This is a genomic window from Lysobacterales bacterium (genome assembly GCA_019634735.1).
Taxonomy (GTDB): Bacteria; Pseudomonadota; Gammaproteobacteria; order Xanthomonadales; family UBA2363; genus Pseudofulvimonas.
Window position 1 is genome coordinate 130,069 of record JAHCAT010000011.1, and the last position, 26,810, is coordinate 156,878.

The 26,810-nt window shown below is 72.2% G+C and carries 25 protein-coding genes; 17 read left to right on the forward strand and 8 right to left on the reverse strand.

The genetic code is table 11. The features are described 5' to 3' along the window. Nucleotides 1–74: 74 nt before the first annotated feature. Both KF823_11620 and KF823_11625 read right to left on the reverse strand, forming a co-directional pair. Nucleotides 75–758: a dienelactone hydrolase family protein gene (locus KF823_11620; GenBank protein MBX3726550.1), complete on the reverse strand. Its 684-nt coding sequence runs from the start codon at nt 756–758 to the stop codon at nt 75–77. A gap of 105 nt (nt 759–863) precedes the next feature. Continuing rightward, on the reverse strand, nt 864–1,268 hold the full coding sequence (locus KF823_11625; protein ID MBX3726551.1) for a hypothetical protein: 405 nt from the start codon (nt 1,266–1,268) through the stop codon (nt 864–866). Between the two features lie 362 nt (nt 1,269–1,630). On the opposite strand from KF823_11625, the gene KF823_11630 reads away from it, so the two are divergent. From KF823_11630 to KF823_11655, 6 genes are read left to right on the forward strand one after another with little or no spacing between them, the layout of a single operon-like run. Then, nucleotides 1,631–4,417 (forward strand): monovalent cation/H+ antiporter subunit A, encoded by a 2,787-nt coding sequence (locus KF823_11630; protein ID MBX3726552.1) that lies wholly within the window; start codon nt 1,631–1,633, stop codon nt 4,415–4,417. Next, nucleotides 4,417–4,767 (forward strand): Na+/H+ antiporter subunit C, encoded by a 351-nt coding sequence (locus tag KF823_11635; GenBank protein MBX3726553.1) that lies wholly within the window; start codon nt 4,417–4,419, stop codon nt 4,765–4,767. Before KF823_11630 ends, KF823_11635 begins: the two co-directional genes overlap by 1 nt. Further along, entirely contained in the window at nt 4,764–6,293 is a 1,530-nt protein-coding gene (locus tag KF823_11640) for a monovalent cation/H+ antiporter subunit D (GenBank protein MBX3726554.1), read from the forward strand. The genes KF823_11635 and KF823_11640 overlap by 4 nt, the downstream gene beginning before the upstream one ends. Beyond that, on the forward strand, nt 6,290–6,775 hold the full coding sequence (locus KF823_11645; protein MBX3726555.1) for a Na+/H+ antiporter subunit E: 486 nt from the start codon (nt 6,290–6,292) through the stop codon (nt 6,773–6,775). Before KF823_11640 ends, KF823_11645 begins: the two co-directional genes overlap by 4 nt. Then, nucleotides 6,772–7,041, forward strand: coding sequence for a K+/H+ antiporter subunit F (locus KF823_11650; GenBank protein MBX3726556.1), 270 nt, complete (start codon nt 6,772–6,774; stop codon nt 7,039–7,041). The genes KF823_11645 and KF823_11650 overlap by 4 nt, the downstream gene beginning before the upstream one ends. Next, a complete protein-coding gene (locus KF823_11655; protein MBX3726557.1) occupies nt 7,038–7,403 on the forward strand; it encodes a Na+/H+ antiporter subunit G in 366 nt (121 codons plus the stop codon). The genes KF823_11650 and KF823_11655 overlap by 4 nt, the downstream gene beginning before the upstream one ends. A 169-nt stretch (nt 7,404–7,572) precedes the next feature. Here KF823_11655 and KF823_11660 read toward each other — a convergent pair whose 3' ends face one another. Beyond that, complete coding sequence (locus KF823_11660) at nt 7,573–7,908, reverse strand: DUF1820 family protein (protein MBX3726558.1); 336 nt, start codon at nt 7,906–7,908, stop codon at nt 7,573–7,575. Between the two features lie 93 nt (nt 7,909–8,001). Between KF823_11660 and KF823_11665 the strand changes: the two genes are divergently transcribed. Together KF823_11665 and KF823_11670 are read left to right on the forward strand one after the other, a co-directional pair. Further along, complete coding sequence (locus tag KF823_11665) at nt 8,002–10,062, forward strand: beta-propeller domain-containing protein (protein ID MBX3726559.1); 2,061 nt, start codon at nt 8,002–8,004, stop codon at nt 10,060–10,062. Nucleotides 10,063–10,163: 101 nt separating this feature from the next. Continuing rightward, nucleotides 10,164–12,458, forward strand: coding sequence for a delta-60 repeat domain-containing protein (locus tag KF823_11670; protein ID MBX3726560.1), 2,295 nt, complete (start codon nt 10,164–10,166; stop codon nt 12,456–12,458). Nucleotides 12,459–12,638: 180 nt separating this feature from the next. Here KF823_11670 and uvrD read toward each other — a convergent pair whose 3' ends face one another. Further along, nucleotides 12,639–14,843, reverse strand: coding sequence for a DNA helicase II (uvrD, locus tag KF823_11675; GenBank protein MBX3726561.1), 2,205 nt, complete (start codon nt 14,841–14,843; stop codon nt 12,639–12,641). Between the two features lie 111 nt (nt 14,844–14,954). Between uvrD and ubiA the strand changes: the two genes are divergently transcribed. Continuing rightward, a complete protein-coding gene (gene ubiA / locus KF823_11680) occupies nt 14,955–16,310 on the forward strand; it encodes a 4-hydroxybenzoate octaprenyltransferase (protein MBX3726562.1) in 1,356 nt (451 codons plus the stop codon). Between the two features lie 66 nt (nt 16,311–16,376). Here the strand turns inward: ubiA and KF823_11685 are convergent, their stop codons facing one another. After that, nucleotides 16,377–17,096 carry a ComF family protein gene (locus KF823_11685; GenBank protein MBX3726563.1) on the reverse strand — a complete coding sequence of 240 codons (720 nt, stop codon included), beginning with the start codon at nt 17,094–17,096 and terminating at the stop codon, nt 16,377–16,379. 86 nt (nt 17,097–17,182) lie between these two features. Here KF823_11685 and bioB point away from each other — a divergent pair, with 86 nt between their 5' ends. From bioB to bioC, 5 genes are all read left to right on the forward strand, one after another. After that, a complete protein-coding gene (gene bioB / locus KF823_11690) occupies nt 17,183–18,196 on the forward strand; it encodes a biotin synthase BioB (protein MBX3726564.1) in 1,014 nt (337 codons plus the stop codon). 288 nt (nt 18,197–18,484) lie between these two features. Further along, the gene (locus KF823_11695; protein ID MBX3726565.1) at nt 18,485–18,910 is read left to right on the forward strand and encodes a hypothetical protein; all 426 of its coding nucleotides are present in this window, start codon (nt 18,485–18,487) and stop codon (nt 18,908–18,910) included. Between the two features lie 11 nt (nt 18,911–18,921). Next, nucleotides 18,922–20,109: an 8-amino-7-oxononanoate synthase gene (gene bioF, locus KF823_11700; protein MBX3726566.1), complete on the forward strand. Its 1,188-nt coding sequence runs from the start codon at nt 18,922–18,924 to the stop codon at nt 20,107–20,109. A gap of 252 nt (nt 20,110–20,361) precedes the next feature. Further along, complete coding sequence (gene bioH, locus KF823_11705) at nt 20,362–21,123, forward strand: pimeloyl-ACP methyl ester esterase BioH (protein ID MBX3726567.1); 762 nt, start codon at nt 20,362–20,364, stop codon at nt 21,121–21,123. Further along, complete coding sequence (bioC, locus tag KF823_11710; protein MBX3726568.1) at nt 21,120–21,998, forward strand: malonyl-ACP O-methyltransferase BioC; 879 nt, start codon at nt 21,120–21,122, stop codon at nt 21,996–21,998. Before bioH ends, bioC begins: the two co-directional genes overlap by 4 nt. Nucleotides 21,999–22,201: 203 nt before the next feature. On the opposite strand, the gene KF823_11715 is transcribed toward bioC, so the two are convergent. From KF823_11715 to KF823_11725, 3 genes are all read right to left on the reverse strand, one after another. Then, nucleotides 22,202–22,921 carry a CsgG/HfaB family protein gene (locus tag KF823_11715; protein ID MBX3726569.1) on the reverse strand — a complete coding sequence of 240 codons (720 nt, stop codon included), beginning with the start codon at nt 22,919–22,921 and terminating at the stop codon, nt 22,202–22,204. 282 nt (nt 22,922–23,203) lie between these two features. Next, complete coding sequence (locus tag KF823_11720; GenBank protein ID MBX3726570.1) at nt 23,204–23,614, reverse strand: nuclear transport factor 2 family protein; 411 nt, start codon at nt 23,612–23,614, stop codon at nt 23,204–23,206. Continuing rightward, entirely contained in the window at nt 23,611–24,618 is a 1,008-nt protein-coding gene (locus tag KF823_11725) for a DMT family transporter (protein ID MBX3726571.1), read from the reverse strand. Before KF823_11725 ends, KF823_11720 begins: the two co-directional genes overlap by 4 nt. A gap of 305 nt (nt 24,619–24,923) precedes the next feature. Here KF823_11725 and KF823_11730 point away from each other — a divergent pair, with 305 nt between their 5' ends. The 3 genes from KF823_11730 to rpmG all read left to right on the forward strand — a co-directional run bounded on the left by KF823_11730 (nt 24,924) and on the right by rpmG (nt 26,529). Next, on the forward strand, nt 24,924–25,817 hold the full coding sequence (locus KF823_11730; protein MBX3726572.1) for a hypothetical protein: 894 nt from the start codon (nt 24,924–24,926) through the stop codon (nt 25,815–25,817). Between the two features lie 300 nt (nt 25,818–26,117). Beyond that, nucleotides 26,118–26,354 (forward strand): 50S ribosomal protein L28, encoded by a 237-nt coding sequence (gene rpmB, locus KF823_11735; protein MBX3726573.1) that lies wholly within the window; start codon nt 26,118–26,120, stop codon nt 26,352–26,354. Nucleotides 26,355–26,364: 10 nt separating this feature from the next. Continuing rightward, nucleotides 26,365–26,529, forward strand: coding sequence for a 50S ribosomal protein L33 (gene rpmG / locus KF823_11740; GenBank protein MBX3726574.1), 165 nt, complete (start codon nt 26,365–26,367; stop codon nt 26,527–26,529). Nucleotides 26,530–26,810: the final 281 nt, after the last annotated feature.

Consider the following 26,810-nt stretch of genomic DNA (forward strand, 5'->3'; position numbering starts at 1 on the left):
CGCCCGGTGGGCAGGATCGAGTACCTGCGGCGGGCGCGCCGTTGGGTTGACGCCGACGTGAGGGATATTGCCTTTCAGGCGATCTCCGCCAGGCGCGCGCCCAGCCAGCGGCGCAGGTCCAGGATCTGCTCCATGCACACGCTGTGCTGCATGGGGTAGGTGTGCCAATGCACCGGCTGGCCCCAGCCGGTCAGGGTCGCGCGAGCATGCTCGCCCAAGGCCAGGGGAACCACCGGATCCTGGTCGCCGTGCATCAGCAGCACCGGCGTACCCGTGTTGGCAGGTGCACGGGCATCGGCCAGCACCCGCGCCATCGGCAGGTAGCAGGACAGGCCGATGATGCCGGCCAGCGGCGCGCCATGGCGCAGGCCGGCCTGCAGGGCGACCACGCCGCCCTGCGAGAAACCGGCCAGGAACAGACGGCCGGGCGCGATGCCCTGGTGCACCTGGTCGGCGAGCAGGGCCTCGACCTGGGCGACCGATGCGGTGAGGCCGGCCTCGTCGGCGCGCTGGTCCAGGCTCATCGCCTTGATGTCGTACCAGGCGCGCATCGGCATGCCCATGTTGATGGTGACCGGCCGCACCGGGGCGTGGGGAAACACGAAACGCAGGGCGGGCCAGGCCGGATCGACCAGTTCCGGGATGATCGGCTCGAAATCGTGGCCGTCGGCGCCCAGGCCATGCAGCCAGACGATCGCCGCGCTGGGCGAGGGTCCGATCTCGCGGACGACGCAGGGCAGAAGCTCGGGCTGGCTCATGGCGGGGCACGATGGATTGCGGGGCGCGGCAGTGTAGCGCCCCGCATCCGCTCATCCGGGCTGCCGGCCGCCGGCCGCGGCCGGGATGCCCGATGGATCGCAGGCTCAGCGTCGCCGCTTCACCAGCCCCGGGGCGATGTCCTCGTGCGCCGACATCGCGGTGTCGCAGGCCAGCCAGGCGCGCTCGCCGGCATAACTGCGGACCCAGGCTTCCGCGGCAGCCTGGTCCTGGTAGCTCTCGTGGGCGCTGAGCGCGGCGCGGTCCAGCCCGGTCGAGGCGATCAGGCGGGCCTCGATCTCGGCGTCCACCTTCAGCATCGGGCAGTGCTCGCGCACGGCATCAGCCGTGGCGAGCGCAGAGGCCACGGCCCAGATCCGTTCCTCGCGGGCGTCGTCGTCCTCGGCCTGGGCCGCGCAGACCAGTGCCGCCGACAGGGCGAGTGCGGCCAGGGCAGGGGTGCGCAGGTGCGGGCGGCGGCGGGGCAGGGCGGCTGGAGGAGGAACGGTCATCGTCGATCCGGGGTGGGCGGGGATATGGCCGCGAAGCATGCAACAGGTGGCTGCGCCCGCGCACGCAGTCCGGCAACCGGATCGTCGCGTGCCGTCTCGACACAGCCGTGAGCGGGTGGGAAACACTGCTGGCGTGGCGTGCGGCCGCGCTCCCAGCTCCGCCGATTGCCACGGACCGCTCACAACCATGGGGTAAGATGCCCGGCCCGACGCCGATGCGCCGCCGGCGCCGTGGGCGCCCGTGCGGCCGGTGACAGGCCGCGGCGCCCGCGCTGCGCCCGGACCCGAGCCGGACGGCGGCGGGTCCGACCGGCCCATGGAAGGGTCGTCCGGACACTTCTTGAGTTAGTTCCTGCCCAAGGATGCCGATGCTGCTCGCCCTGCTGGCCACCCCGTTCCTTGCCGCCCTCCTGGTCGCCTTCGGCCACCGGTTGTCGCGCCGGGCCACCGGCTGGCTGGCCGCGCTCGGCCCGATCGCCGGTCTGGCCCTGCTGCTGCCGCACACGCCGGCGGTGATGTCCGGCCAGGTGCCGCAGGCGGCCCTGGCCTGGCTGCCGCAGGCCGGCCTGTCGCTGTCGGTGCGCCTGGACGGGCTGGCCTGGATGTTCGCCCTGCTGGTGCTGGCGATCGGCGGCCTGATCGTCATGTACGCGCGGTACTACCTGAGCAGCAAGGACAGCGCGCCGCGCTTCTTCGCCTACCTGCTGCTGTTCATGGGCGCCATGCTCGGCCTGGTGGTGGCCGGCAACCTGCTGATGCTGGTCGTGTTCTGGGAACTCACCAGCATCAGCTCGTTCCTGCTGATCGGCTACTGGAGCCACCGCGAGGACGCCCGCGAGGGCGCCAAGATGGCGCTGACCCTGACCGGCGCCGGCGGCCTGGCCCTGCTCGGCGGCGTGCTGCTGATCGGCCGCATCGTCGGCAGCTACGAGCTGGACGTGGTGCTTGCCTCCGGCGACCTGATCCGCGGCCACGAACTCTATCCGTGGGTGCTTGGCCTGGTGCTGCTTGGCATCTTCACCAAGAGCGCGCAGTTCCCGTTCCACTTCTGGCTGCCGCATGCGATGGCGGCGCCGACGCCGGTGTCGGCCTACCTGCACTCGGCGACCATGGTCAAGGCCGGCGTGTTCCTGCTGGCGCGCCTGCACCCGGCGCTGGCCGGCACCGACCTGTTCTTCTACGTGGTCAGCGGCATCGGCGCCGCCACCTTGCTGGTCGGTGCCTGGTTCGCGATCTTCCAGCACGACCTCAAGGGCCTGCTGGCCTACTCGACGATCTCGCACCTGGGCCTGATCACCCTGCTGTTCGGCCTGTCGACGCCGCTGGCGGTGGTCGCCGGCCTGTTCCACATCCTCAACCACGCGACCTTCAAGGCCTCGCTGTTCATGGCCGCCGGCATCATCGACCACGAGACCGGCACCCGCGACATGCGCAGGCTGGGCAACCTGCGACGATTGATGCCGTTCACCAGCGCGCTGGCGATCGTCGCGACCCTGGCGATGGCCGGCATCCCGCTGCTCAACGGCTTCCTCAGCAAGGAGATGTTCTTCGCCGAGGCGCTCGGCATCGAGGGCCACGCCGGCATGCGCCTGGCGATGACCGTCGCCGCCTTCCTGGCCGGCGTGTTCGGGGTCGCCTACAGCCTGCGCTTCGTGCACGACACCTTCTTCGGCACCGGGCCGCGCCGTGTCGACCGCGAGGTGCACGAGCCGCCGCGCTGGATGAAGATCCCGGTCGAGGTGCTGGTGGTGCTGTGCCTGGCGGTCGGCATCGCGCCGGCGCTGACCATCGCGCCGGTACTGGAGACCGCTGCGCGCGGCGTGCTCGGCCCGGAGCTGCCCTACTACTCGCTGGCGATCTGGCACGGCATCAACTGGCCGTTGCTGATGAGCCTGGGCGGCGTGCTCGGCGGCATCGCCCTGTACTTCGGCCTGCGCCGGCTGTTCGACCTGCACGCGATCGTGCGCCGCTCGCTCGGCCGGCACCTGTTCCATGTCAACGTCGAGGCCCTGTTCGCGCTGGCCCGGCGCTTCACCGAGGCGATCGCCAACGGCCGCCTGCAGCGCTACCTGCTGTTCACCGTGCTCGCCACCCTGGTGCTGGCCGCGGCGCCCTTCCTCGGCGAGACGGCGGCGCGCGCACCGGCGCAGGCGCAGCCGCTGCCGCCGCTGGGCTGGGTCGCCTGGGCGGTGCTGGTGGCCGCGACGATCGGCACCGTGGTCCTGCACAGGCAGCGCCTGCTGGCGCTGGTGGTGATCGGCGCGGTCGGCCTGGCGGTCAGCCTGATCTTCGTGTTCTTGTCGGCGCCCGACCTGGCGCTGACCCAGCTGCTGGTCGAGATGGTGACCATCTCGCTGATGCTGCTGGCCCTCAACTACCTGCCGCCGACCTCGGCGACCGGCCCCTCGCGCCTGCGCCGCTGGCGCGACGGCGCCATCGCGCTGGCCGCCGGCAGCGGCGTCGCGGCGCTCGCCTATGCGGTGATCACCCGGCCCAGCAACACCATCGCCGGCGAGCTGCTGGCGCGCTCCTTGCCGGAGGCCTACGGCACCAACGTCGTCAATGTCGTGCTGGTCGACTTCCGCGGCCTCGACACCCTGGGCGAGATCGCCGTGTTCGGCATCGCCGGCCTGGTCGTGCACGCCCTGCTGCGGCGCGCCCGGCTGGCGCCCGAGCGGGTGGTGCCCGGCCCGCGCGACCGCCTGCCGATGCCGGCCAACCTGACCCAGCTGCTGTTCCCGCTGGCGCTGGCGGTCTCGGCCTACCTGTTCCTGCGCGGCCACAACCAGCCCGGCGGCGGCTTCATCGCCGGCCTGGTGCTGGCGATCCCGCTGCTGCTGCAGTACGTCATCCAGGGCGCCCGCCACGTCGAGGTCCGGCTGGGCCTGGACTACGCGCGCTGCATCGGCATCGGCCTGCTGGCCTCGGCCGCCACCGGCATCGTGCCGATGCTGTTCGGCCATCCCTTCCTCACCAGCGGCCATTACGACCTGCAGTTGCCGATGGTCGGCACCGTGCCGCTGGCCAGCGCGATCGGCTTCGACATCGGCGTCTACCTGGTGGTGTTCGGCGGCGCCATGCTGATCCTCTCCATGCTGGGCACGGTCAAGCCGCCCATCGCCCACATCGCCGGCAAGGAGGCCCGCTGATGGAACTCGCCCTCGCCAGCGCCATCGGCGTGCTCACGGCCGCCGGCACCTACCTGCTGCTGCGGGCGCGCAGCTTCGACGTGATCCTCGGGCTCACCCTGCTGTCCTACGCCACCAACCTGCTGATCTTCAGCGCCGGTCGGCTGGTGGTGGGCAAGCCGCCGGTGCTGCAGCCGGGCCTCGACCCGACGCTGGCCAACCATGCCGACCCGCTGCCGCAGGCGCTGGTGCTGACCGCCATCGTCATCGCCTTCGCGATGACGGCGGTGACCATCGTGGTCGCGGTCCGGGCACGCGCCGACAACCGCGACGACCATGTCGACGCGCCGGCGCCGGAGGACAGCCCGTGAGCCACCTGCCGGTCCTCGCCGTGCTGGTGCCGCTGGTCACCGGCGCCCTGGTCCTGCTGGCCGGCCGTCGCGGCCTGGCCCTGCAGCGGCTGCTGTCCTGGCTCGGCCTGGCCGCCCTGCTGCTGGTCGGCGGGCTGCTGGTGCTCGCCGCCGACCAGGGGCCGGTGCTGGTCTACCTGCTGGGCGACTGGCCGGCCCGCCTGGGCATCGCACTGATGGCCGACCGCCTGGGTGCGCTGATGGTGATGACCACCGCCCTGCTGGCGGTGCCCTGTCTGCTCTACGCAGGATCGGGCTGGGACCGCCGCGCCCTGCATTTCCATGCCCTGTTCCAGCTCCAGCTCGCCGGCCTCAACGGCGCCTTCCTGACCGGCGACCTGTTCAACCTGTTCGTGTTCTTCGAGGTGCTGCTGATCGCCAGCTATGGCCTGCTGCTCAGCGGCGGCCGCGGTCCGCGCATGCGCGCCGGCCTGCACTACGTGGTGTTCAACATCACCGCCTCGACGCTGTTCCTGATCGCCCTGGGCCTGCTGTACGGCCTGCTGGGCACGCTCAACATGGCCGAGATGGCCCTGCGCGTGGCCAGCGCCGAGCCCGGCGACCTGCCGCTGATCCGCGCTGCGTCCGGCATCCTCCTGGTGGTGTTCTGCGCCAAGGCCGCCCTGTTGCCGCTGTACCTGTGGCTGCCGGAGACCTACGCGCGGGCGCCGGCGGCGGTGGCGGCGATGTTCACCATCATGACCAAGGTCGGCATCTACGCGGTGCTGCGCGTCTACGCCCTGGTGTTCGGCGAAGGTGCCGGGCCGCTGGCCGGCTGGGCCTGGGACTGGCTGCTGTGGACCGGTGCCGCCAGTTTGGCGCTGGCCACCCTGGGGGCGCTCGCCGCGGCCAGCCTGCGCGCCATGGCCGCCTACCTGGTGGTCGCCTCGGCGGCGACCTTGTTCATCGCCTTCGCGCTCGCTCAGCCGGCGACGGTGGCGGCGGGCCTCTACTACCTGCCGCACAGCACCTTCGCCACCGCCGCGCTGTTCCTGCTGATCGACCTGATCCGGCGTCGCCGCGGCCTGGCCCAGGATCGCCTGCATCGGCCCGCGCCGCTTTCCCAGCGGGCCCTGCTCGGCGCCCTGTTCATGGTTGCCGCGGTGCTGGTCTCCGGGTTGCCTCCGCTGTCCGGCTTCATCGGCAAGTTCCTGCTGATGGCGGCGGTGCCCGAGGGCGCCGCGACCGGCTGGCTGTGGGGCTTGCTGCTGGTCACCGGCCTGATGGTGATCGTCGCCCTGGCGCGCGCAGGCAGCCAGGTGTTCTGGCGCGCCGAGCCCGACGCCGGCCCGGCGATCGCCGCACCGCCGCACCGTCTCCAGCAGGTCGCCATCGGCGTGCTGCTGGCCTACGGCGTGGCGATGACGGTCGCCGCCGATCCCCTGATGCGCTACGCCCGGGCCGCCGCCGAGCAGGTGCTGGACCCGGCCGCCTACATCGATCAGGTGCGCGCCACCGCGCCCGGACTGAGGGCCCCGTCGCCATGAAGCGTCTGCTGCCATCCCTGCCGTTGAGCATCGCGGTATTCGTGCTGTGGCTGCTGCTGGTCGCCGACTTCAGCGTCGGCCAGATGCTGCTGGCGCTGATCCTGGCGGTCGCGCTGCCGCTGGTGGCCAGCCTGCTGGGGCCGGAGCCGGCGCGCTTCGGGCGCGCCTGGGTCGCGCTGCGCCTGCTGCCGGTGGTGCTGTGGGACATGGTGCTGTCCAACATCGAGGTGGCGCGCCGCATCCTCGGCCCGGAGAAGGCGCTGAAGCCGTCCTTCCTGTGGCTGCCGCTGGATATCACCAGCATCCACGGCATCACCGCGCTGGCCAGCATCATCACCTTGACCCCGGGCACCCTGTCGGCCGAACTGACCGAGGATCGCCGGCACCTGCTGGTGCACTGCTTCAACCTGGACGATCCCGAGCGCCAGGTGGCGACCATCAAGGCCCGCTACGAGGCGCCGCTGAAGGAGATCTTCCCGTGATCGAATCCGTCGTCGTCGCCGCCCTGGGCGTGGTCGGCTTCGCCATGCTGCTGTGCCTGTGGCGCCTGCTGCGCGGGCCGACCGTGGCCGACCGCATCCTCGCCCTGGATACCCTGTACATCAACACCATCGCGATGCTCATGCTGTTCGGCATGTACCTGCGCTCGGCGATCTTCTTCGAGGTCGCGCTGATCATCGCCATGCTCGGCTTCGTCGGCACCGTGGTGCTGTGCAAGTACCTCATCCGCGGGGACATCGTCGAATGAGCGCGATCGCTGCCTGGGTGGTGGTGGCGCTGGTCGTGGTCGGCGCCTTCTTCGTGTTCGTAGGGTCGTTCGGCCTGGCGAAGCTTTCGGAGTTCCTGAAGCGCCTGCACGGCCCGACCAAGTCCAGCACCCTGGGCGTCGGCTGCATCCTGGTCGCCTCGATCGTGCACCATGCACTTCTCGACCAGGGACTGGGCCTGCGCGAGCTGCTGATCACCGTGTTCCTGTTCATCACCGCGCCGATCAGCGCCCACCTGATGGCCAAGGCGGCGATGGCCGCCGACCCCGCGCTGCGCCCGAAGCCGCCGGCCGGCCGCGGCGGCGCCACCGAGCCGGCGCCGAAGCGCGACGGCGAGGGCTGAGCTTCCGGCGGCCCCAGCAGGCTGTTGAAAAACAGCCTGCTGGCGGCGGCCATGGATGGCCGCTCGGCGAAGCAAGTGCGTAAGCAGTTGATTCGACGGGAGCCCGTCCGGACCTGCGCCGGACGGGCGACTTGAAAAACGACCAGGAAGGTCGTTTTTCAACAAGCTGCTAGGCGCCGCCGGGCCGGTTGCCGGGCAGCGGCAGCGGAATCACCTTCTCGCCGGTGGCGGCGTCGCGGATCCGGCAGGTGCCGCGCCGCTCGACCTCCTCGACCCGCACCACCGCATGCATCGGCAGGTGCAGACGCCGGGTGCCGCCGAACTCCTCGCGCAGCCGCTCCTCGGTGGGATCGACCACCAGGCCCTCGCCGGCCGGCGCGAACTCCAGCCCGGCGACCTCGACGAACCCCCACAGGCCGCTGCTGGCCACCTCGCGGGCGTACAGCTCGATGCTCTTGCCCTGGGAAAGAAAAGTAATCTTGTACAGCACGGGTCGGGAGGTCATGGGCGGATGATAGGGCGATTGCGGCATTGCGACCGTGGTGGCGATCGGTTCCCCGGTCTACCTCGACTGGCCATGCTGGCTTGTGCCGGGTGGTTGGCCGGATGCGCGACGACACCCCTCCAGCCATCGGGTTCACCGCAACATGCGGTGGAGGCGGCCTACGACGCCCTGTCGGAAGAACGCTTCGGCCGGTTCACCGACGTGAAGCATCTGAAGCGCTACAGCCAGCGGGCGCTGGCGCTGGACGCCGCACTGAGTGTCCGTCAGCGCGCCAGGTACTGCGCCGAGGGACGCCAGTGGGCCTGCGCGGCGCCCCGTCCCGCCAGTACCCAGCAGATTCAGGCAAACCAGCCGCCCTCCGCCGGCCAGGTTCCGGTCGCGAGCACGGTTGCCGCTGATCCTGCCGGCACCGTTCCGCAGCCCAAGGGCGACGTGCGAACGCTGGATCGCGTGGAAACGGTGGGGTCCACCATCAAGGCGCACGATCTAATCACCAACAACCAGGAGTCCGGGGTCGATGAGGGCGACATCGTCAAGAAGTCGGGCCGGTTCGTCTTCGTGCTTCGGCGGGGCTGGTTGCACGTGGTCGACACGGGCAGCCCGGCAGCGCCGGATCTCGCGCTGGTGCAGAGCCTCCAGGTTGCCACCGATGCGACCGGGGAAACAGTCTGGTACGACGAGATCCTTGCGCAGGGGGACCGCCTGCTGCTGCTCGGTTACAACTACCAGACGGAGACGGTCGAACTGATCGCTTACGCGATCGGCGAACATGGCGAGCTGGAACGCCTCGCCCGCTACTGGATCCGCGTCCAGGACTACTTTTCGGCCAGCAACTACGGCGCCCGCATCGAGCGCGACAACCTCCTGCTCATCCTCGCGATGCCGCTGGACACCGCCGACGAACGCGCATGGCCCGCCTGGTCACGGCGGGACGCGGGATCCGGCGCCTGGCAGCCCCTGGTCGAGGTCGACGACATCCACCTGCCGGCGGTGGTGCCATTGCGACCCGTCATCCACCTGGTGGTCCAGTGTCCGCTCCAGCAGTTTGACGGGGAAGCCCTGGGCTGCCGGGCGCGCGGTGTGGTGGGGGAAGACGACGCGACCTCCTACGTTTCGCCCGGCGCGGTCTATCTCGCGGTCGAGCATCTGGGACGGGACACGATCGCCGATCCGCGCTTCGACGGCGGCTGGCCCGATCCCGCGCGTTGGCGGCCCTCCACCGTGATCTACAGGTTTCCGCTGGCGTCGGGTGCGGCGCCGGCCCATGCGCTTTTCGAAGGCGTGCCAGGCACGCAGTTCACCTTCTCCGAGCGAGCGGGACGCCTGCACGTGGCGATGACCGACCCGGCCGGCGATCCCGACAAGAAGCGGGTGCTCCTGCTGCAGTCCCTGGAGGTCACGGCATTCGACGGCGCGCCGGAAGCCGCGGTCGGTGCGCGTCTGGATGTCCGACGCGAGCTGGATCGTGCCCAGTTGGTCTACCGGTTCACAGACTTGGGGCTCCTGATCGGTGCCAGCAGCCGGGCGCTCGCTGAAGAAGAACCTGGGAAATGGTTGGCTGCGCAAGGACGGTTCTCGCCCTCCCGCATCCGGCGCATCCCGCCCCTGCTCCTGCAGCCTCTGGACGGCGGCGCGGCCATGGAGATCCCGCTCGGGCACGCCGGGGACCAGATCGAACCGATGGCGACCGCTGCGATCGTGTCCGGCGTCGACCTGTCCGGCGACTGGCGGTTGTCGGTGCTGTCGGCGCGGCACGGACACCCCGATGTCGTGTCCCTTGCGGTCCCGGATCATCTGCCCAGCGAGGAGCGGAGCCATGCGTTCAACCAGGCGTCCTGGCCGGATGGCAGCACCTTGCTGGGCTGGCCGGTGGTGGGGCGGGAGGCGGCAGCGCACGATTCCTACCTGTCCGACGAACCGTCGGACCTCGCGTTCTTCCGCTGGGGCGGCGGGCGCCTTTCCCTGGCGGGCGTGCTCGACATGCGCGCGGGGCGAGCGCCGATGACCTGCAGGAGCGACTGTCATGACTGGTACGGCAACGCCCGCCTGTTCTTCTTCGATTCGCGGATCTTCGCGCTCAGTGGCCCGCGCCTGGTCGAGGCCGCGTGGGATGGCGTCCACCTCGCTGCGCAGCGGTCGGTGGAGCTGCCCTGACCGGCGCCGCTTTGAGGGCCGGGCCTGCCAGGAGTAGTCTTGGTGGGCGAATACAGAATTCCCCTTTCCCTCTGCGACACGTCAATCCGCAGGAGTTGTCCATGGAGTCCGGCACCACGCTGCGCGCGATCGCCCTGGGTACACTCGCGCTTGCCGTGACCACCGCGTCGGCGGGTGCCGACCCGCGCCCGTTCGGGGTGCTTGCCGAAGGCGTGCTGGAGATCACCGCCTATGCCTCGTTCGACGCGGGTATCGAACTGGCGGGGGGGCGGGTCGTCGCCAGCGGCGTTTTCAATCGCGTGGCGCGGGTGCCGCAGGCCGATCTGGTGCTGCTGGAGGCCGATGGCAGCCCGGTCGCCGGGTTCGCGCCGCATTGCGCCGCGGGCCCCGGGGCCACGGCGGCGAGCCGGCCTTGCCGGGGCGGCTTGCTGGCCCTGCCCGACGGCGGCTTCCTGCTTGCCGGCGACTTCGGCGCGGTGGACGGCGTCGCGGCAGGCGGTCTGGCCCGTTTCGATGCCGACGGCGTGCGCGTCGCCGGCTACGACCCGCTGGCCGAGGTGCCCGGTCGGGTGGTGGCGATGGTGCTGGCCGGCGACCAGGTCCTGGTCGCCTTCAGCGAGGACACCGGGGGGACGGTGCGCCGTTTCGGGCTGGAGTCCGCTGCCGTTCCCGACCCCGGATTTCTCCATTCGGCCCGGGTGTCGGCTCTGGTCGCCGACCAGCAGGGGCGTCCTTTCGCGCTGCTCGAGCAGGGCATCGTGCGCCGCCTGCTGCCCCACAGCGGTGCGACGGATCCGGGCTGGACGTCCGGGGTGACCGGCATCGTCCGAGCGCTCGCCCGCGACCCGGTGACGGACCGGCTGTTCGTGCTGGTCTGGAACGACCAGGGACAGCACGGCACGGTCCGGCGCCTGGATCCGGATGCGCCGGTCGGCCTGGACGAGCTGTGGTCGGCGGGCGCCGATCCCGCGCAACCGGGCGTGGCGTTCCAGACTGTCGCCCTGGAGGCCGCCGGCAACGGCCAGGTCCTGATCGGCGACCGCCTGATCCTGCCCGGTGGCGAACAGGCCCAGGGTCAACGCGTCGTCTCCGCAGTCGACGGCCAGTTCCAGACGTTCGTGCCGGGCGCGCAGGCCGTCGAGCCGCTCGCGCCGAGGACGCCGACGGGGTGGCTGGTGGCCGACACCGAGCTGCGCCAGGTGGATGCCGGCCTGGCGCCGGTGGCCGGCTTCGCGCCGCGCGTGCGGCGCGCCGCCGGCGTCAACGACGTGGCACGGGCGCCGGATGGGCGCGCGGCCATCGTCGGAACGATGACCGAGGTGGATGGGCTGCCCAGGGCGGGCGTCGCGCGACTGGCCGCCGATTTCAGCCTCGATGTCGCCTGGCCCAATGTCGCCATCGAGCCTGCTTCGCCCTGCGGGCGCCACAGGTGTACGCGGGCACGGGTGTCCTTGCACGGCAGTGGTGCGGTGGTGGCGATGGATCATGTGGAGGGCGCACCACTGGTCTTCCTCATCGGTCCCACACCCAGGACGGTGGCAATCGATGCCACTGGCTCCCAGGTCCGCTACAGGTGGTCGAACCGTGGCGAAGTCCTGGCGGGCCCCGGCGATCTGCTGTACCTGTCGCCGGTCGGCCAGGTTTGCCCGGCGCACCAACCGAATCTGCTGATCGGACGCATCACAATCGCGATGCTGCTGTCCGATGCCTGTCAGACCGACGCCACGTGGGCGGTGACCAGCACCTCGTCGAGCACGGTCCCGGTGCTTTCCCCGGACGGCGCTTACCTGTACTTCGCCACTCTCGAGCAGGCCAGCCTGGACGGCATCGACTGGCGGGTGCGGCGCGTCGCCACCACGCCGGGGGCGGTTCCCGATCCGGGATTCGCCATCGACCTGCGCAGCACCGCCGAATCCCGATTCCACCTGGCGCTCGCCATCGACGGCGACCACCTCTACCTGGCCGATCGCATCGTCGCGATCGGCGCCATGCCCTGGACCGGTCCGGCACGGGTGGATCGCCACCATGGCGAACTCGACCTGACCTGGCAGCCCGGCGTCGACCGGCGTGTGCTGCGCATCGACGCAGCCGGCGGCTGGGTATTCCTGCTGCGCTCGGCGGCGGACTCCTCGACAGCGACCATCACCTACCCGCTGGAGGTGGTGCGCATCCCCGCCGCCGCAGCCTCGCCCGGTGCCGCGCAGGTACTGGCCACCGACGGCCGGTTCGGCGACCGCATCGGCGGCGACACCCGGGTGGCCCGCATCCTGGCGCTCGGCGACCACCGCGCGATCGTCGCCGGGCATTTCAGCGACATCGACGGCGTTGCCCGCGACGGCTTCGCCGTGGTCGGCAGCGTCGAGGGCATCTTCGCGGACGGTTTCGAGGCGCCTTGAGCCGGGCCGCGCGCCTGCCGCCAACTGGCAGTTCAATCCTGGCCGCCGCGCACCCTGCTGGCGGCACCGCTCCCAGCAGTGCGCCGCCACCCGGCCGGTGGAGTCGATCCTGGCGGGCGGGCAACGCGCGTCCGGTGCGCAGCGACTGCCGCGCTCGAGCGTCGGAGCTCACGTCGCGCCCTAGGCCGCGCTGAGGTTGGCGTAGGCCAGAACCAGCCACTTGGCGCCGGCGTCCTCGAACTGCACCTGCACGCGGGCGTGGTTGCCGCCGCCCTCGGCGTCGACGATCAGGCCCTCGCCGAACTGCGGGTGGCGCACGCGCTGGCCCAGGCTGAAGCCGGCGCCGGCGGCGGCATCCTGCTGCCAGGCGGCGCGGTTGCCGGCGACCTGGCGCAGGCCGCTGACCTCGACCTTGGGCCGCACCGCGTGCAGCAGGGCGGGCGGGATCTCGGCCAGGAAGCGGGACGGGCGGTTGTAGGTCTCGACGCCGTGCAGTCGGCGGGTCTCGGCGTAGCTCAGCGTGAGCTGCTCGCGGGCGCGGGTGATGCCGACATAGGCCAGCCGGCGCTCCTCCTCCAGCCGGCCTTCCTCGTTCAGCGACTTCTGGTTGGGGAACAGGCCCTCCTCCAGACCGGTCAGGAACACCAGCGGGAACTCCAGGCCCTTGGCGGCGTGCAGGGTCATCAACTGCACGCAGTCCTGCCAGGCCTCGCCCTGGGTCTCGCCGGCCTCCAGGGTGGCGTGCGCCAGGAAGGCGGCCAGTTCGGACAGGCCGGCCTCGCGGTCCTCGGCGGACAGCTCGAAGCGGCTGGCGACGCTGACCAGCTCATCGAGGTTCTCCAGCCGTCCCTCGGCCTGGGCCTGGCCCTCGCGCTGGTAGAACTCGCGCAGGCCGGAACGGGCGATCAGGTGGTCGATGCGTTCGTGCAGGTCCATGTCGGCGCCCTCGGCGGCCAGCAGGTCGACCCGCTCCATGAAGGCGTAAAGGGCGTTGCGGACCTTGCCGGCCAGCGCCAGCGGCTCGCCGCCGGGCAGCGGCGCGCTGCGGCCGCTGGCGCGCGCGGCGACCTGCCACAGCGAGGTGGCGCCGGCGCGCGCGGCCTGGCGCAGAAGCTCGAGACTGCGCCCGCCGACGCCGCAGTTGGGCGCGGCGATCGCGCGTTCGAAGGCGCCGTCGTCGTCGCGGTTGCCGACCAGGCGCAACCAGGCCAGGGCATCGCGGATCTCGGCGCGCTCGAAGAAGCGCAGGCCGCCGTAGACGCGGTACGGGATGCCGGCCTGCACCAGGGCCTCTTCCAGCACCCGCGACTGCGCGTTGCTGCGGTAGAGCAGGGCGCAGTCGGACGGGCGGCCGTCGTCGGCGATCCGGGCGCGGATCCGCTCGACCACGTAGCGCGCCTCGTCCTGCTCGTTGAAGGCCGCGTACAGGGCGATCGGTTCGCCCTCGGCGCCGTCGGTCCACAAGTTCTTGCCCATGCGGTCGGCGTTGCGCTCGATCACCGCGTTGGCGGCCTTCAGGATGGTGCCGGTGGAGCGGTAGTTCTGTTCCAGCTTGAGCACCCGCACGTCCGGGAAGTCGCGCAGGAAGTGCTGGACGTTCTCGACCCGGGCGCCCCGCCAGCCGTAGATGGCCTGGTCGTCGTCGCCGACCGCGAACACCTGGCCGGTGTCGCCGGCCAGCATGCGCAGCCAGGCGTACTGCAGGGAATTGGTGTCCTGGAACTCGTCGACCAGCAGCCAGCGGAAGCGCTGCCGGTAGTGCGCCAGCAGCACCGGGTCGCCCAGCCACAGCTCGTGGCTGCGCAGCAGCAGCTCGGCGAAATCGACCAGGCCCTGGCGTTCGCACTCGGCCTGGTAGGCGCGGTAGACCTCGACGAAGGCCTGGTGCACCGGGTTGTGGCCGGGGTCGATGTGCTGCGGACGGCGGCCCTCGTCCTTCTGGCCGTTGATGAACCAGGTCGCCTGCTTGGGCGGGAAGCGCGCCTCGTCCAGGCCCATCGCCTGCACCACCCGCCGCACCAGGCGCACCTGGTCGTCGGCATCGATGATCTGGAAGGTCTCCGGCAGCTTTGCCTCGCGCCAGTGCTGGCGCAGCAGGCGGTGCGCCAGGCCGTGGAAGGTGCCCAGCCACAGGCCGCGGGTGCCGTGCCCGACCAGCTTCTCGCAGCGCAGCCGCATCTCGGCGGCGGCCTTGTTGGTGAAGGTCACCGCCAGGATTGCGTAGGGTGAGACCTGCTCGACCTCGAGCAGCCAGGCGATGCGGTGGATCAGCACCCGGGTCTTGCCGGAACCGGCGCCGGCCAGCACCAGCGTGTGACCTCGGCTGGCGGTCACGGCCTCGCGCTGGGCCGGGTTGAGCGCATCGAGCAGGTGCGAGACATCCATGCGGCGATTGTACCGGCCGGGCTCTCCGGCCCCCCGACGCGCGCGCACGCGCGCACGTTCGCAGCGTGCCGGCTCGTGCGAACATCGGCATCCGACCCCGCGCCAGCGACCATGACCGAGGACCGCCCCAGCAAGCCGCGCGCGCCGCGCAAGCGAAATCCCGCCGAACCCCCGGTCGAGGCGGTGGCGACACCGCGTGCGCGGGTGAAGTCGGGCAAATCGCCGGCCGAGCCGGGTGGCGGCGAACCGGTAAAGCCCGGCACCGCGCGCCAGCGCGCCGCGCCGCGCAAGGCCGCACCGACCGCAGATGCGTCGACCGGGGAGCGCAAGCCGCCGGCGGTTGCAGCCCCCGCCGCCGCGGCACCTGCCCGACGCGGGACGGCCGCTCCGCCCAAGGCAGCCGGTGGCACCCGATCAGGCAGCGCCAGTGCCGGCCGGCCGGCCGCCGCGGATGTTGCCGGGCGTGCCGCGGCGCCGTCCAGGACCGCCAGGCCGGCAGGCGCGCCGGCCCCGTCGCGTTCGCCTGCCCGGGCCGCACCTGCCACGGCACCGGGGCGGCACGGGCCGCGGACCCCGGCCGCTCGGTCGTCACCCGGCTGGCGACAGTGGCAAGCCACGATCGATCCCTACCTGCGCCTGTGCCGGATCGACCGGCCGATCGGCTACCTGCTGCTGCTCTGGCCGACCTGGTGGGGGCTGTGGGCCGCGGCGGGCGGGCCGCCGCCGCTGGGCATCCTGGTGGTGTTCACGCTCGGTGTCGTGGTGATGCGTTCGGCCGGCTGCGTGATCAACGATTTCGCCGACCGCTGGCTGGATCCGCAGGTGCAGCGCACCCGAAGCCGGCCGCTCGCGGCCGGCGAGGTCGCGCCGCGCCAGGCGCTGGCGCTGTTCGGCGGCCTGATGCTGGCGGCCCTGGCGCTGGTGCTGTTCCTGAACGCCCTCACCGTCAAGCTGGCGGTGGTCGGCGCCGTGCTCGCGGCCAGCTATCCGTTCCTGAAGCGCTACACGCACCTGCCGCAGGTGTACCTGGGCGTCGCCTTCGGCTGGGCGATCCCGATGGCGTTCGCGGCGATCCAGGGCGAGGTGCCGCGCCTGGCCTGGCTGCTGTTCCTGGCCAACGTGCTGTGGGCGACCGCCTACGACACCCTGTACGCCATGGTCGACCGCGACGACGACCTGCGTGCCGGCGCGCGCTCCACCGCGATCCTGTTCGGCGACCTCGACCTGGTCGCGGTCGGCATCCTGCAGGGCACCTTCCTGTTCGCCATGGCCCTGGTCGGCCAGCGCCTCGGCCTGGGCACGCCGATGCACCTGGCGCTGGCCCTGGGCGTGCTGCTGGTCGCCGGCCAGCTCTGGCGGGCGCGCCGACGCGACCGCGCGGGCTGCTTCGCGGCGTTCAGAGACAACCATTGGCTGGGCCTGGTGATGTTCCTGGGCCTGGCGATCGGCCTGGGGCAGACGGGCTGAGCCTGCCCGGGTAGCTCCCTTGGCCCTTCAGTCCGTGTCCCGGCAGCGCTCGGGGCGCGTGCGCGGTCAGTGCGGTCCGCGCGCGGCACGCGCCACGACCCAGACGTCGATACTGGCGAAACCGGCCCGCTGCAGGGTGCGCGCGCACTCGGCCAGGGTCGCGCCGGTGGTCATCACGTCGTCGATCAGCACCAGGCGCTGGTGGCCCGCCAACCGGGTCCGTTCCAGCGTCCGCGACTGCACCTGGAAGGCCGCGCGCACGTTGCGGCGCCGTGCCACCGCATCGAGCTCGGTCTGTGCCGCCGTCGCCCGCGTCCTGCGCAACAGGTTCGGGGCGACCGGCAATGCCAGCGCCCGGCCGAGGTCGCGTGCCAGTTCCAGGGCCTGGTCGTGGCCGCGCCGGCGCAGGCGATCGTCGTGCAGCGGCACCGGCACCAGCAGGTCCGGTCGCGCCGGCGACGCGGCACGGACGCGCTCGGCGAGCAGCAGCGCAAGCGCGCGCCCGGCGGCCAGGTCGCCGCCGAACTTGAAGCGGGTGATCAGGCCATCCAGCGGCCAGGCGTAGCGGAAGCCGGCGAAGGCGGCGGCGAACGGTGGCGGTCGTTGCAGGCAGGCGCCGCAGGCCGGCTCGGGGCGCGCCAGGGGTTCGGCGCAGTGCGGACAGCACGGCTGGTTGTCGGCCAGTTCGTCCCGGCAGCCGGCGCACAGCGGCGAGGGCGAGCCCTGCAGCGCCGCAGAACACAGCGCGCAGCGCGGTGGCAGCAGGCGGGCCAGCAGCCGGTGCAGCCAGCCTCGCGCTGGTCCGGACTCCAGGTTGACTTCGCTGCCGGGCGTTTCCACACTGGCCGCAGTCTACCGCCGCCGTCCTCCCGATGACCGAAGCCACCCCGCGCCACGACTGGACGCGCGAGCAGGCGCTCGCCCTGTTCGACCTGCCGTTCCCCGACCTGCTGTTCCGCGCCCAGCAGGCGCATCGCGCGCACTTCGATCCCAGCCAGGTGCAGGTCAGCACCTTGCTGTCGATCAAGACCGGCGCCTGCCCGGAAGACTGCGCGTACTGCCCGCAGAGCGCGCGCTACCGTACCGGCCTGAAGGCCGAGCGGCTGTTGCCGCTGGAGGACGTCCTCGCCCGCGCGCGCCAGGCGCGCGATGCCGGCGCCAGCCGCTTCTGCATGGGCGCCGCCTGGCGCAATCCGCGCGACAAGGACCTGCCGCAGGTCGCCGCCATGGTCGCCGGAGTCAAGGCGCTGGGCCTCGAGACCTGCGCCACCCTCGGCATGCTCAGCGCCGGGCAGGCCCAGGCGCTCAAGGATGCCGGGCTGGACTACTACAACCACAACCTCGACACCTCGCCGGAGTTCTACGGCGAGATCATCGGTACGCGCACCTACGACGACCGCCTGGAAACCCTGGCCCACGTCCGCGATGCCGGCCTGAAGACCTGCTGCGGCGGCATCGTTGGCATGGGCGAGTCGCGAGCCGACCGCGCCGGCCTGCTGGTGGCGCTGGCGACCTTGCCGGCGCATCCGGATTCGGTGCCGATCAACCGCCTGGTGCGGGTCGCCGGCACGCCGCTGGCCGACCAGGCCGAGCTGGAGCCCTTCGAGTTCGTGCGCACCATCGCGGTGGCGCGGATCATGATGCCGGCCTCGATGGTGCGCCTGTCGGCCGGTCGGGAAGCCATGTCGGACGAACTGCAGGCGCTGTGCTTCCTGGCCGGCGCCAACTCGATCTTCCACGGCGACAAGCTGCTGACCACTGGCAACCCAGATACCGCCGCCGATGAGGCGCTGTTCGCCCGGCTCGGTCTGGTGGCGATGCCGGCGCCGACGCAGGCGCAGTCATCGGGGCAGACCTGCCACGCCGACATCACCGAGGCGGCCTGAGCCGCGCTCGCCGGGCCGCCCCTGACTTCCAGGCGCTGCCCGGCGCGAAGCGCAGTTGCGGCCGGAGGGCGGGCTGGCCCGCAGGTTTCCAGAGGGCATTGCTGCGGCCGCCGATCTCCGCGCCGTGGCGCGGTCCGTAGTCGTTGTCCGGTTCGACCCGGGGTCGGCCACACCCTCGACGTCCAGCACGCCGCAGCCCGCATCACAGCGCCCTCCCGACGGCCTCGCCGTGCGTCGCCATGAACCATCCGGGCTAGGATGCCGCATGGTCCCTCCAAGGTCGTCGCCATGACTCCCCGCATCGCTGTTGTGCTCACCGCCCTGCTGGCCGCCGCGCTCGGCGCCAGCCCGGCCCTCGCAGCCGGTACCGACACCGCGCAGGATGCAGCGGCTGCCGAGCCGCCGGCCATGAAGGAATACTGGTTCGTCATGCTGGTCCGCGGCCCACGCCGCGGCGAGCCGATGCCCGAGGAGGAGATCGCCGCCTTGCAGCGTGGCCATATGGCGCACATGGCGGCGGAGCACGCCGCCGGCCGGCTGCTGCTGGCCGGCCCGTTCGGCGACGACGGCGACTGGCGTGGCATCCAGATCTACGACGCCGGCGGCCGCGAGGAGGTCGAGGCGATCTGCGCGCGCGATCCGGCGGTGGCCGCGGGCCGGTTGGCCTGCGACGTCCGGCCCTGGTGGAGCCAGCCGGGCGCGACCTTGAAGTAGCCGTCGCCGGCGTGGCCCATTCCGCCGCCATCGCCCGGCTGGTCGCCGCGCGCGCCCGGCGCGAGCACGACGGCCTGCTACGCAGGCTGCGCACCGTCGAACACGCCGACGGCGGCCATGTCGTGCTTGACGGTCGCCGCTTGCTGAATTTTTCGGGCAACGACTACCTGGGCCTGGCCGGGCATCCCGCCCTGGTGGCCGCGCTGCGCGATGCCGCTGCCGAACACGGCGTCGGGGCCACCGCCGCGCACCTGGTCTGCGGCCACCGGCGCCCGCACGCCGAACTGGAGGCGGCCCTGGCCGAGTGGACCGGCCGCGAGGCGGCGTTGTTGTTCTCGACCGGCTGGATGGCCAATCTGGGGGTGCTGCAGGCGCTGCTGGGACCGGGCGACCTGTGCGTCCAGGACCGGCTCAACCACGCCAGCCTGCTGGACGGCGCCCGCCTGGCCGGCTGCACCCTGCGCCGCTACCGGCACGGCGACGTCGAGGCGGCGGGCCGGCAACTGCGCCAGGCCGGCCCCGGTGCCGCCGGTGTGCTGGCGACCGATGGCGTGTTCAGCATGGATGGCGACGTCGCGCCGCTGTCGGCGCTGGCCCGCTGCGCGGCTGCCGTCGACGCCACCTTGCTGGTGGACGACGCGCACGGCCTCGGCGTTCTGGGCCCGGAAGGCGCAGGCAGCGTCGCTGCCGCCGGCCTGGGCAGTGCCGCGGTGCCGGTGCTGATGGCGACCCTGGGCAAGGCCCTGGGCACCTGCGGCGCCTTCGTCGCCGGCGACCGCGCGCTGATCGAGGGGCTGGTTCAGTCGGCGCGCACCTTCGTCTACACCACGGCCCTGCCGCCGGCGCTGGCCGCTGCCACCCTCGCGGCGGTCGGCATCGCCCGCCGCGAGCATTGGCGGCGCGAGCACCTGACCGGCCTGGTCGCTCACTTCCGTGCCGGCGCGATCCGCCTTGGCCTGCGCCTGGCCGATTCGCCCACGCCGATCCAGCCGCTGCTGGTCGGCTCGGCCGAGGACGCCAGCGCGCTGGCCGCCGCACTGGAGGCGCGCGGGGTACTGGCGGTGGCGATCCGGCCGCCGACCGTGCCCGTGGGCAGCGCGCGGCTGCGCATCACGCTGACTGCGAGCCACGCGCGCGCCGATGTCGACCAGCTGCTGGCGGCGCTGGCCCAGGTCCTGGAAGCGCCCCGGCCGGCCTGACCATCGGCGCCGCGCGTGCAGGCATGGGGACTCCGCTGGTGGGGCTGCCCGCTGGCATACCGCTTCAGCCGCGGCTGCCGCCAGGGTGCCGCTGCGGGAACGTCGGCGACCGCGATGGCGGCGGTGGGGGGCGTGCGGACGAGCCCGCAGATCCCATCAGACCTTCCCCAAAGCGCGCGTAACTGCCCCGCTGTCGCGGTCTCAGGAAAGGTCCGGGCTAGAATCAGCGCCCCGCCCGACCCGCCCGCCATGCTGCACGTCGAAACCACAGGATCCGGTCCGGACCTCGTGCTCCTGCACGGCTGGGCCATGCACGGCGGCCTGTTCGCCCCCCTGGTCGAAGCCCTGTGCGCCGCCTGGACCGTCCATATCGTCGATCTGCCCGGCCACGGGCGCAGTCGGGACGATGGCACGCCGCTGGCCCTGGCGCCCCTGGCCGACCGGCTGCTGGAGGCGCTGCCGGTGGCGCCCTGGCTGGGCTGGTCGCTGGGCGGCCTGGTCGCGCTGCGTGCGGCGCTGCAGGCGCCGGGGCGGGTGCCCGGGCTGCTGATGATGGCCGCCACGCCGCGTTTCGTGGCCGGGCCCGGCTGGCCGCACGGCGTCGAGCCTGCGGTGTTCGACCGATTCGGCGAGGAGCTGGGCCGCGACTGGCGCGGCACCGTCGAGCGCTTCCTGGCGTTGGAGGTGGTCGGCAGCCGTACCGCCCAGGACGACCTGCGCCACCTGCGCAGCCATGTCTACGACCATGGCGAGCCGGCACCGCGGGTGCTGGCCGAGGGTCTGCGCCTGCTGTCCGGCAGCGACCTGGTCGAGCAACTGCCGTCGCTGCGGGTGCCCAGCCAATGGCTGGGCGGGCGCCGCGACCGGCTGGTGCCCCCGGAGGCCGTGCTGGCGGCCGCGGCCCTGGCGCCGGGCGGCGAGGCCCGGGTGATCGCCGGCGCCGGCCATGCGCCTTTCCTGCACCACGCCGACCAGGTCGTCGCGGCTCTGTCGCGATTGCGGGCCGCGGCATGATCGGTGCATTCGACCGGACGCTGCTGCGTCGGCGCTTCGGAAGCGCGGCACCGGGCTATGCGGCGGTGGCGAAGCTGCAGCAGGAAGCCGAATCGCGCCTGCTCGAGCAGGTCGAGGCGATCGCCTCCACGCCGTCGGTGGTGCTCGACGTCGGTTGCGGCCCGGGTCGGGCGACCGCGGCGCTGGCCCGACGCTGGCGCGATGCCCGCGTGATCGGCGTGGATCTCGCGCTGCCCATGCTGCGCCTGGCGCGCCGCGCGCGCGGCTGGCTGCGCAGGCAGCCGGTGGTGTGTGCCGACGCCAACCGTCTTCCCCTGCCCGATGCCAGCGTCGACCTGCTGTTCTCCAGCCTGTGCCTGCAGTGGCTGGGCGATCCGCAGGCGGCGCTTGCCGAGTTCGCCCGCGTGCTGCGCCCGGGCGGCACCCTGCTGGCCAGCACCTTCGGTCCCGGCACGCTGGCGGAACTGCGCCAGGCCTGGGCGGCCGCCGACGACCGCGGCCACGTCAGCGAGTTCGTGCCGATGGCCGCCCTGGGCGATGCCCTGCTGGCCCAGGGTTTCGGCGATCCGGTGCTGGACCGCGACGTGTTCGCGCTCAGCTACCCGGACCTCGATGGCCTGCTGCGCGAGCTGCGGGCGATCGGCGCCAACAACGCGCGCAGCGACCGGCCGCGCGGCCTGGCCGGCAAGCACGGCTGGCGGCGGATGCGTGCGGCCTATGCCGGCCTGGTCGACCATGAAGGCCGCTGGCCGGCCAGCTACGAGGTGATCTACCTGCGGGCGCTGGCGCCGGCGCCGGGCCGTCCGCGACGCAGCGACGGCACCGAGATCGCGACGGTCCCGATCAGCGCGATCCGGCGCCGGCCCCGCCCGTAGCCGGGCGGATCGCGGCGTCCCATTCCGCAATCGGCGCGCCGATGGCGCGCATCGCGGGGTGGACGGTCAGGCCCAAGTCTCGCCGCGGGAGCTGTCGAAAGGCGGGCTGGCGGCGCCTGCTGCGTCGCCAGCGCCGCACACCACGCGCCGGCGTTCCGGCGCGGAAACAAGGCCGGCATAGGGCCGGCCCTGCCGACAGGCGCTCAGTCCAGGCGCAGTCCGCGCCGGTTGCTGTCGCGGCGACGGTTTTCCTTGGCCTGGTACTCGCCCTCGCAGTTGCGGCTGCGCTCGACCATCACGCACTCGAGGTAGTCGGTGATCTCGACCAGGGCCGCGCGGATCGCCTTGCCGGCCGGGGTGTTGTTCTCGTTGGCGAGGTTGCCGCCGAAGCCGCCGCGGTAGACGCCGACGCGCATGCCGCTGCTGGCGCTGCGGCCCTCGACGGTGCGCGAGTAGGCGACCTCGCCGGTGGTGGTGTCGATCACCCGGACGTCGACCGCCAGGTAGGCTTCGCTGCGGCGGCCGCCGACCGAGATGCCGCGCACGCTGATGCCGCCGCCGGTGTTGGAGGCGCCTTCCTCGTAAGCGGTCACCGTGCCCATGACCAGGTACTGGGCGCCGGTCAGCTCGCCGGTGGCGGCGCCGCTGCCCTGGCGGACGCGCCCGGAGGCGGCCAGGTCCTGCTCCTGCAGCACCGAGCCCAGGTTGCTGCGCTCGACGACGCGGAACGCGCCGGTCGCGGACAGCTCGTTGGACAACATGCCGGCCAGCTCCCAGCCGACCCCGCCGCGCCACCAGCCGGCACCGCTCTGGTTGCGGAACTCGGCGACGCCGATCGAGGGCTTGCCGCCCTGGGCGACAGCCGGTCCGGCTGCGAAAACGCCGGCCAGTGTCAGCGCGACGGCGATCCAGAAACTCTTCATTGCGTTTACTCCCTGTGTGCTGCGTTGAGTGCGGCTGCGGCACGGCCCAGGTCGACCCGGGCGTATTCCCCAGACCGCCGATTCTAGCCTGCCCCGATGCGGCCGGCGCGGTGGCCGGACGGAAGCCGCCGTGGCGTTCCGTGCTGGCAGGAGAAACGCGAAAAGCGGAGGCCGGACGGACAGTCGGGTGGCCTGCCGTTCAGGCGCCGTTGCCTTGCCGTGCCGGTCGCCTGGGTTCGGGCGGGGTGCCCGGCGTCCGCCTCCGCCGGCTTGCGGCTGTGCTCAGGAGCCGACCTGTGCCAGCCAGGCGCCCAGGTTGTAATGGCTGCTGACCCGGGTGATGCGCCCGTCATGGATCTCGAAGAAGGCGCCGCCGCCCAGCCGGTAGGGCTGGTCGCGCGCTTCGGGCAGGCCAGGCTGGGTCGAACGGTAGACGCCTTCCACGGTGTACTCGGCGGCGGCGCGGCTGCCGTCGGCGCTGGCCATCACCACCACGTCGACCAGCCGCTCCCGGTAGCTGCGGTCCATGCCCAGCAGGAAATCGCGGAACGCCTCCCGACCGGTCTCTCGATGGCCCTGGTTGATGTCGTGGGCGACGTCCTCGCTGAGCAGCGCGACCATGGCAGGCCAGTCGCGGCGATTGAAAGCGTCGTAGTAGGACTGCACCAGGGCGATGGCGGAAGGAGGGCTCATGGGCGGCAGGCTGCTGAGGAAGGGGGGGTGTTGGCGGGGCTGGGCCGACGGTCGTCCCCGGCGTCCGGGGCCAGCGGCAGCTCGGCGGCGCGGTGCCTGAGCAGGCTGGTCATGGCCGAGCCGGTCACCACCATGGCGGCGCCGATCCAGCCCAGGGTGGTGATCCGTTCTGCCGCGATGAGCTCGGGCGCGAGCGCGTGCACGGTTTCCACGGTGGCCACGGCAAGCAGCGGGGTCAATGCCAGGACCGCGCTGACCCGCGAGGCCTCCCAGTGCGCGAGCGCCTCGGCGAATGCGCCGTAGGCGCCCAGCGTGTTGATGCAGGCATAGGCCACCATCAGCAGGGGCAGCCCGCGCAGGCCAAGCAGGGCGCCGGGATCGGCCAGGGGCCACAGGGCCAGACTTGCGAACAGATAGATGGCCAGCAGGATCGCCGCCGAGCCCAGGCGATTCAGCAGCTGTTTCTGGGCCAGCGCATAGACCGCCCAGGCGATCGCCGCGAACAGCACCAGGACGCTGCCGGTCACGTAGCCGGCCTCGCCCCGCGTGCGGACCTGGTCCGCGAAGAACAGGCCGAGACCGGCGACGATGCCGGCCATGCCCAGCCACTGCCAGGCCCCGTAGCGCTCGCGGAACAGCCACAGGCCGCCCAGCGCCATCAACAGCGGTGCGGCCTGGATCAGCAGTTGGGCATTGCCGGGCGTGGTTCGCCCCAGGCCCAGCAGGTAGAGGACATAGTTGCCGGTCAACGCGATCGCCGCCAGGCCCAACAGCAGCCAGTGCCCTCGCGACAGCCCCTGGAACGCGGCAAGGCCGCCGCGCAGGCCCAGCCAGGTGGCCAGCACCACGAAGGCGAACAGGAACCGGATCCAGGTCAGGGTCCAGGGGTCGATGGCATCCAGGGCGATCTTCAGCGCCGCGGGCAGGGTCGCCCAGAACCCGGCCGTGACCAGGGCCAGGGCCAGGCCCAGACGCCAGCGGCCGGAAGAGCGGTGCAGCGCCATGGAGGACTCCGGGAAAGGCTGCGAAGATAGCACTTGGCTGCCGCCCCCCTTGGCCCGGATGACTCGCAGGCTTGCGGTCGCCGCCGATCTCCGCGCCGTGACACGGGCTGCGGCCGTTGGCCGGAGCGGCGTGCTGTCGACGCCGCCTTCGCTGTACGACAGTGCGCCCCTCTCCCGCACCGGACCGCGATCCCGATGGCCTCGCTGCGCGCCCCAGGAGCACTCCTGAACAGCGCCCCGACGCGCTTCAGGGCGAATTCAAGGGCGATCCGCTACGGTGGTTCACCGTCGTGGAGGTGTCCGTCATGCGCCCGATCCGGCTCTCGACCATCCTGCTCGTGCTCGCCCTGGCCGGCTGCGCCAGCCACGGCAGCCGCCACTACGGCTACTACCCCCGTGACGCCTCGGTGGGCGACTACTACGTCGACCGGGCCGTGCCGGCCGCACGCTGGTCGGTCGGCATCGGCTACGGCGCCGGCTGGTACGACCCTTACGACGCGCTGTTCTGGGGGGTGAGGTACAGCTACTGGGATCCGTTCTGGTTCCCCTACTTCCACTACGGCGTGACCTGGTACCCGCGCTGGTACTACGGCGGCTACTGGGGCTGGCGCGGCTGGCACCCCTACTCGCCCTGGTACGGAAGCTGGTGGGATCACTACTACGCGTGGCATCACGCGCCCCGACGCCCCGGCTACCGTGCATCGACCGGGGCACACACCGACCCGCAACGCTTCGGCAGCGCGAGGAACGCCGCCGAGCGCATGGCGGCCTCGCGGCGGGGACTGGACGGCCTGGGCCGTTTCGACGCGGGTGTCGGCGCCGGCATTCCCCAGAACGGCGGGCGCTGGCAGCGGCGCGATGGCGGTCTGGCGGCGCCCGGGCTGGCACCGGGCGACCGGTCCGACGGACGCTTCCAGGGACGCCCTGGCGAACTCCGGGGGATGCCGGACCAGCCTGTGACCAGACCCTTCCGCGGCGACTTCACGCCGCCGCCGGGCGGGCGGGCCGGCCGGGAGGGCGGGGCGGCCCCGGCGCGACGTGGCGAACTGCCCGCAAGGACGACCCCAGCCCCGGCGCGCAGCGCGGACTGGTCCGGGCGGAACGACGGCCGGGAACGCGGCATCCCGTCCATGGGCAGGTCGGCGGCGCCGGAGCGGGGTGGCCAGCGGCGCGATCTGCCGGTGCGGCAACGCGACTGAGCACCCCCAGGATCGGGTCGGCGGCACGCCCTGCGCTGACACAATTGTTTGCAGATGACCGTCGAGTGCGGGCGTATAGTCGTCGCGTCAATGGTCAAGTGAACACTGACGCCCGGCCACCCCACGGTTCCTAAGGATTTCCCCCTGTTCCTGAATGACCTGGCCGGGCGTCAGCTCTTGACGTCCGGGATCGCCCCGGCCCCGATGCGGGCCGGGTGCTTGCGCTGACCGGCGATCCGTTGCACAATCCCGCGTCTTGCTGCCGCGTCGGCGGCACCTTCGTCTGTCCGAGGTATCCCCATGGCCCGAGTTTGCCAACTGACCGGTAAGCGTGCCCAGAGCGGCAACAACGTCTCGCACGCCAACAACAAGACCCGGCGCCGCTTCCTGCCGAACCTGCACGAGCACCGCTTCTGGGTGGCGAGCGAGAACCGTTTCGTGAAGCTGCGCGTCTCCAACCACGCCCTGCGCACCATCGACAAGCGCGGCATCGATTCCGTGCTGGCCGAGCTGCGCGCCCGCGGCGAGCACGTCTGAGGACCCCGCCATGGCTTCCAAGCGCGACAAGATCCGCCTGATCTCCAGCGAAGGCACCGGTCACTTCTACACGACCGACAAGAACAAGAAGAACACCCCGAACAAGATCGAGATCAAGAAGTACGATCCGGTCGTTCGCAAGCACGTGATGTACAAGGAAGGCAAGATCAAGTAAGGCGCCCAGCGCCCGCTTGCCGATCCAGGCGCCCGGCATCGCCGGGCACCCCCGCGAAGGCCCGCCCACCGGCGGGCCTTCGTTTTTCGGATGGGCTCCCCGGCAGGGCCGACGCCGGATGGATGCCGCAGCGTTGCCGGCCCGGCAGCGCGCACGGGTCGGGACGACCCTCTCCCCCGCCCCTGAACAGCGTCGTGTCTCAGCCCAGGATCGGGGACCAAGGGTCAGCACTCGGTGTTCGGTGAGCGAAGCGCGCTGTGCTCCCCTCTCTCCCTATGGGA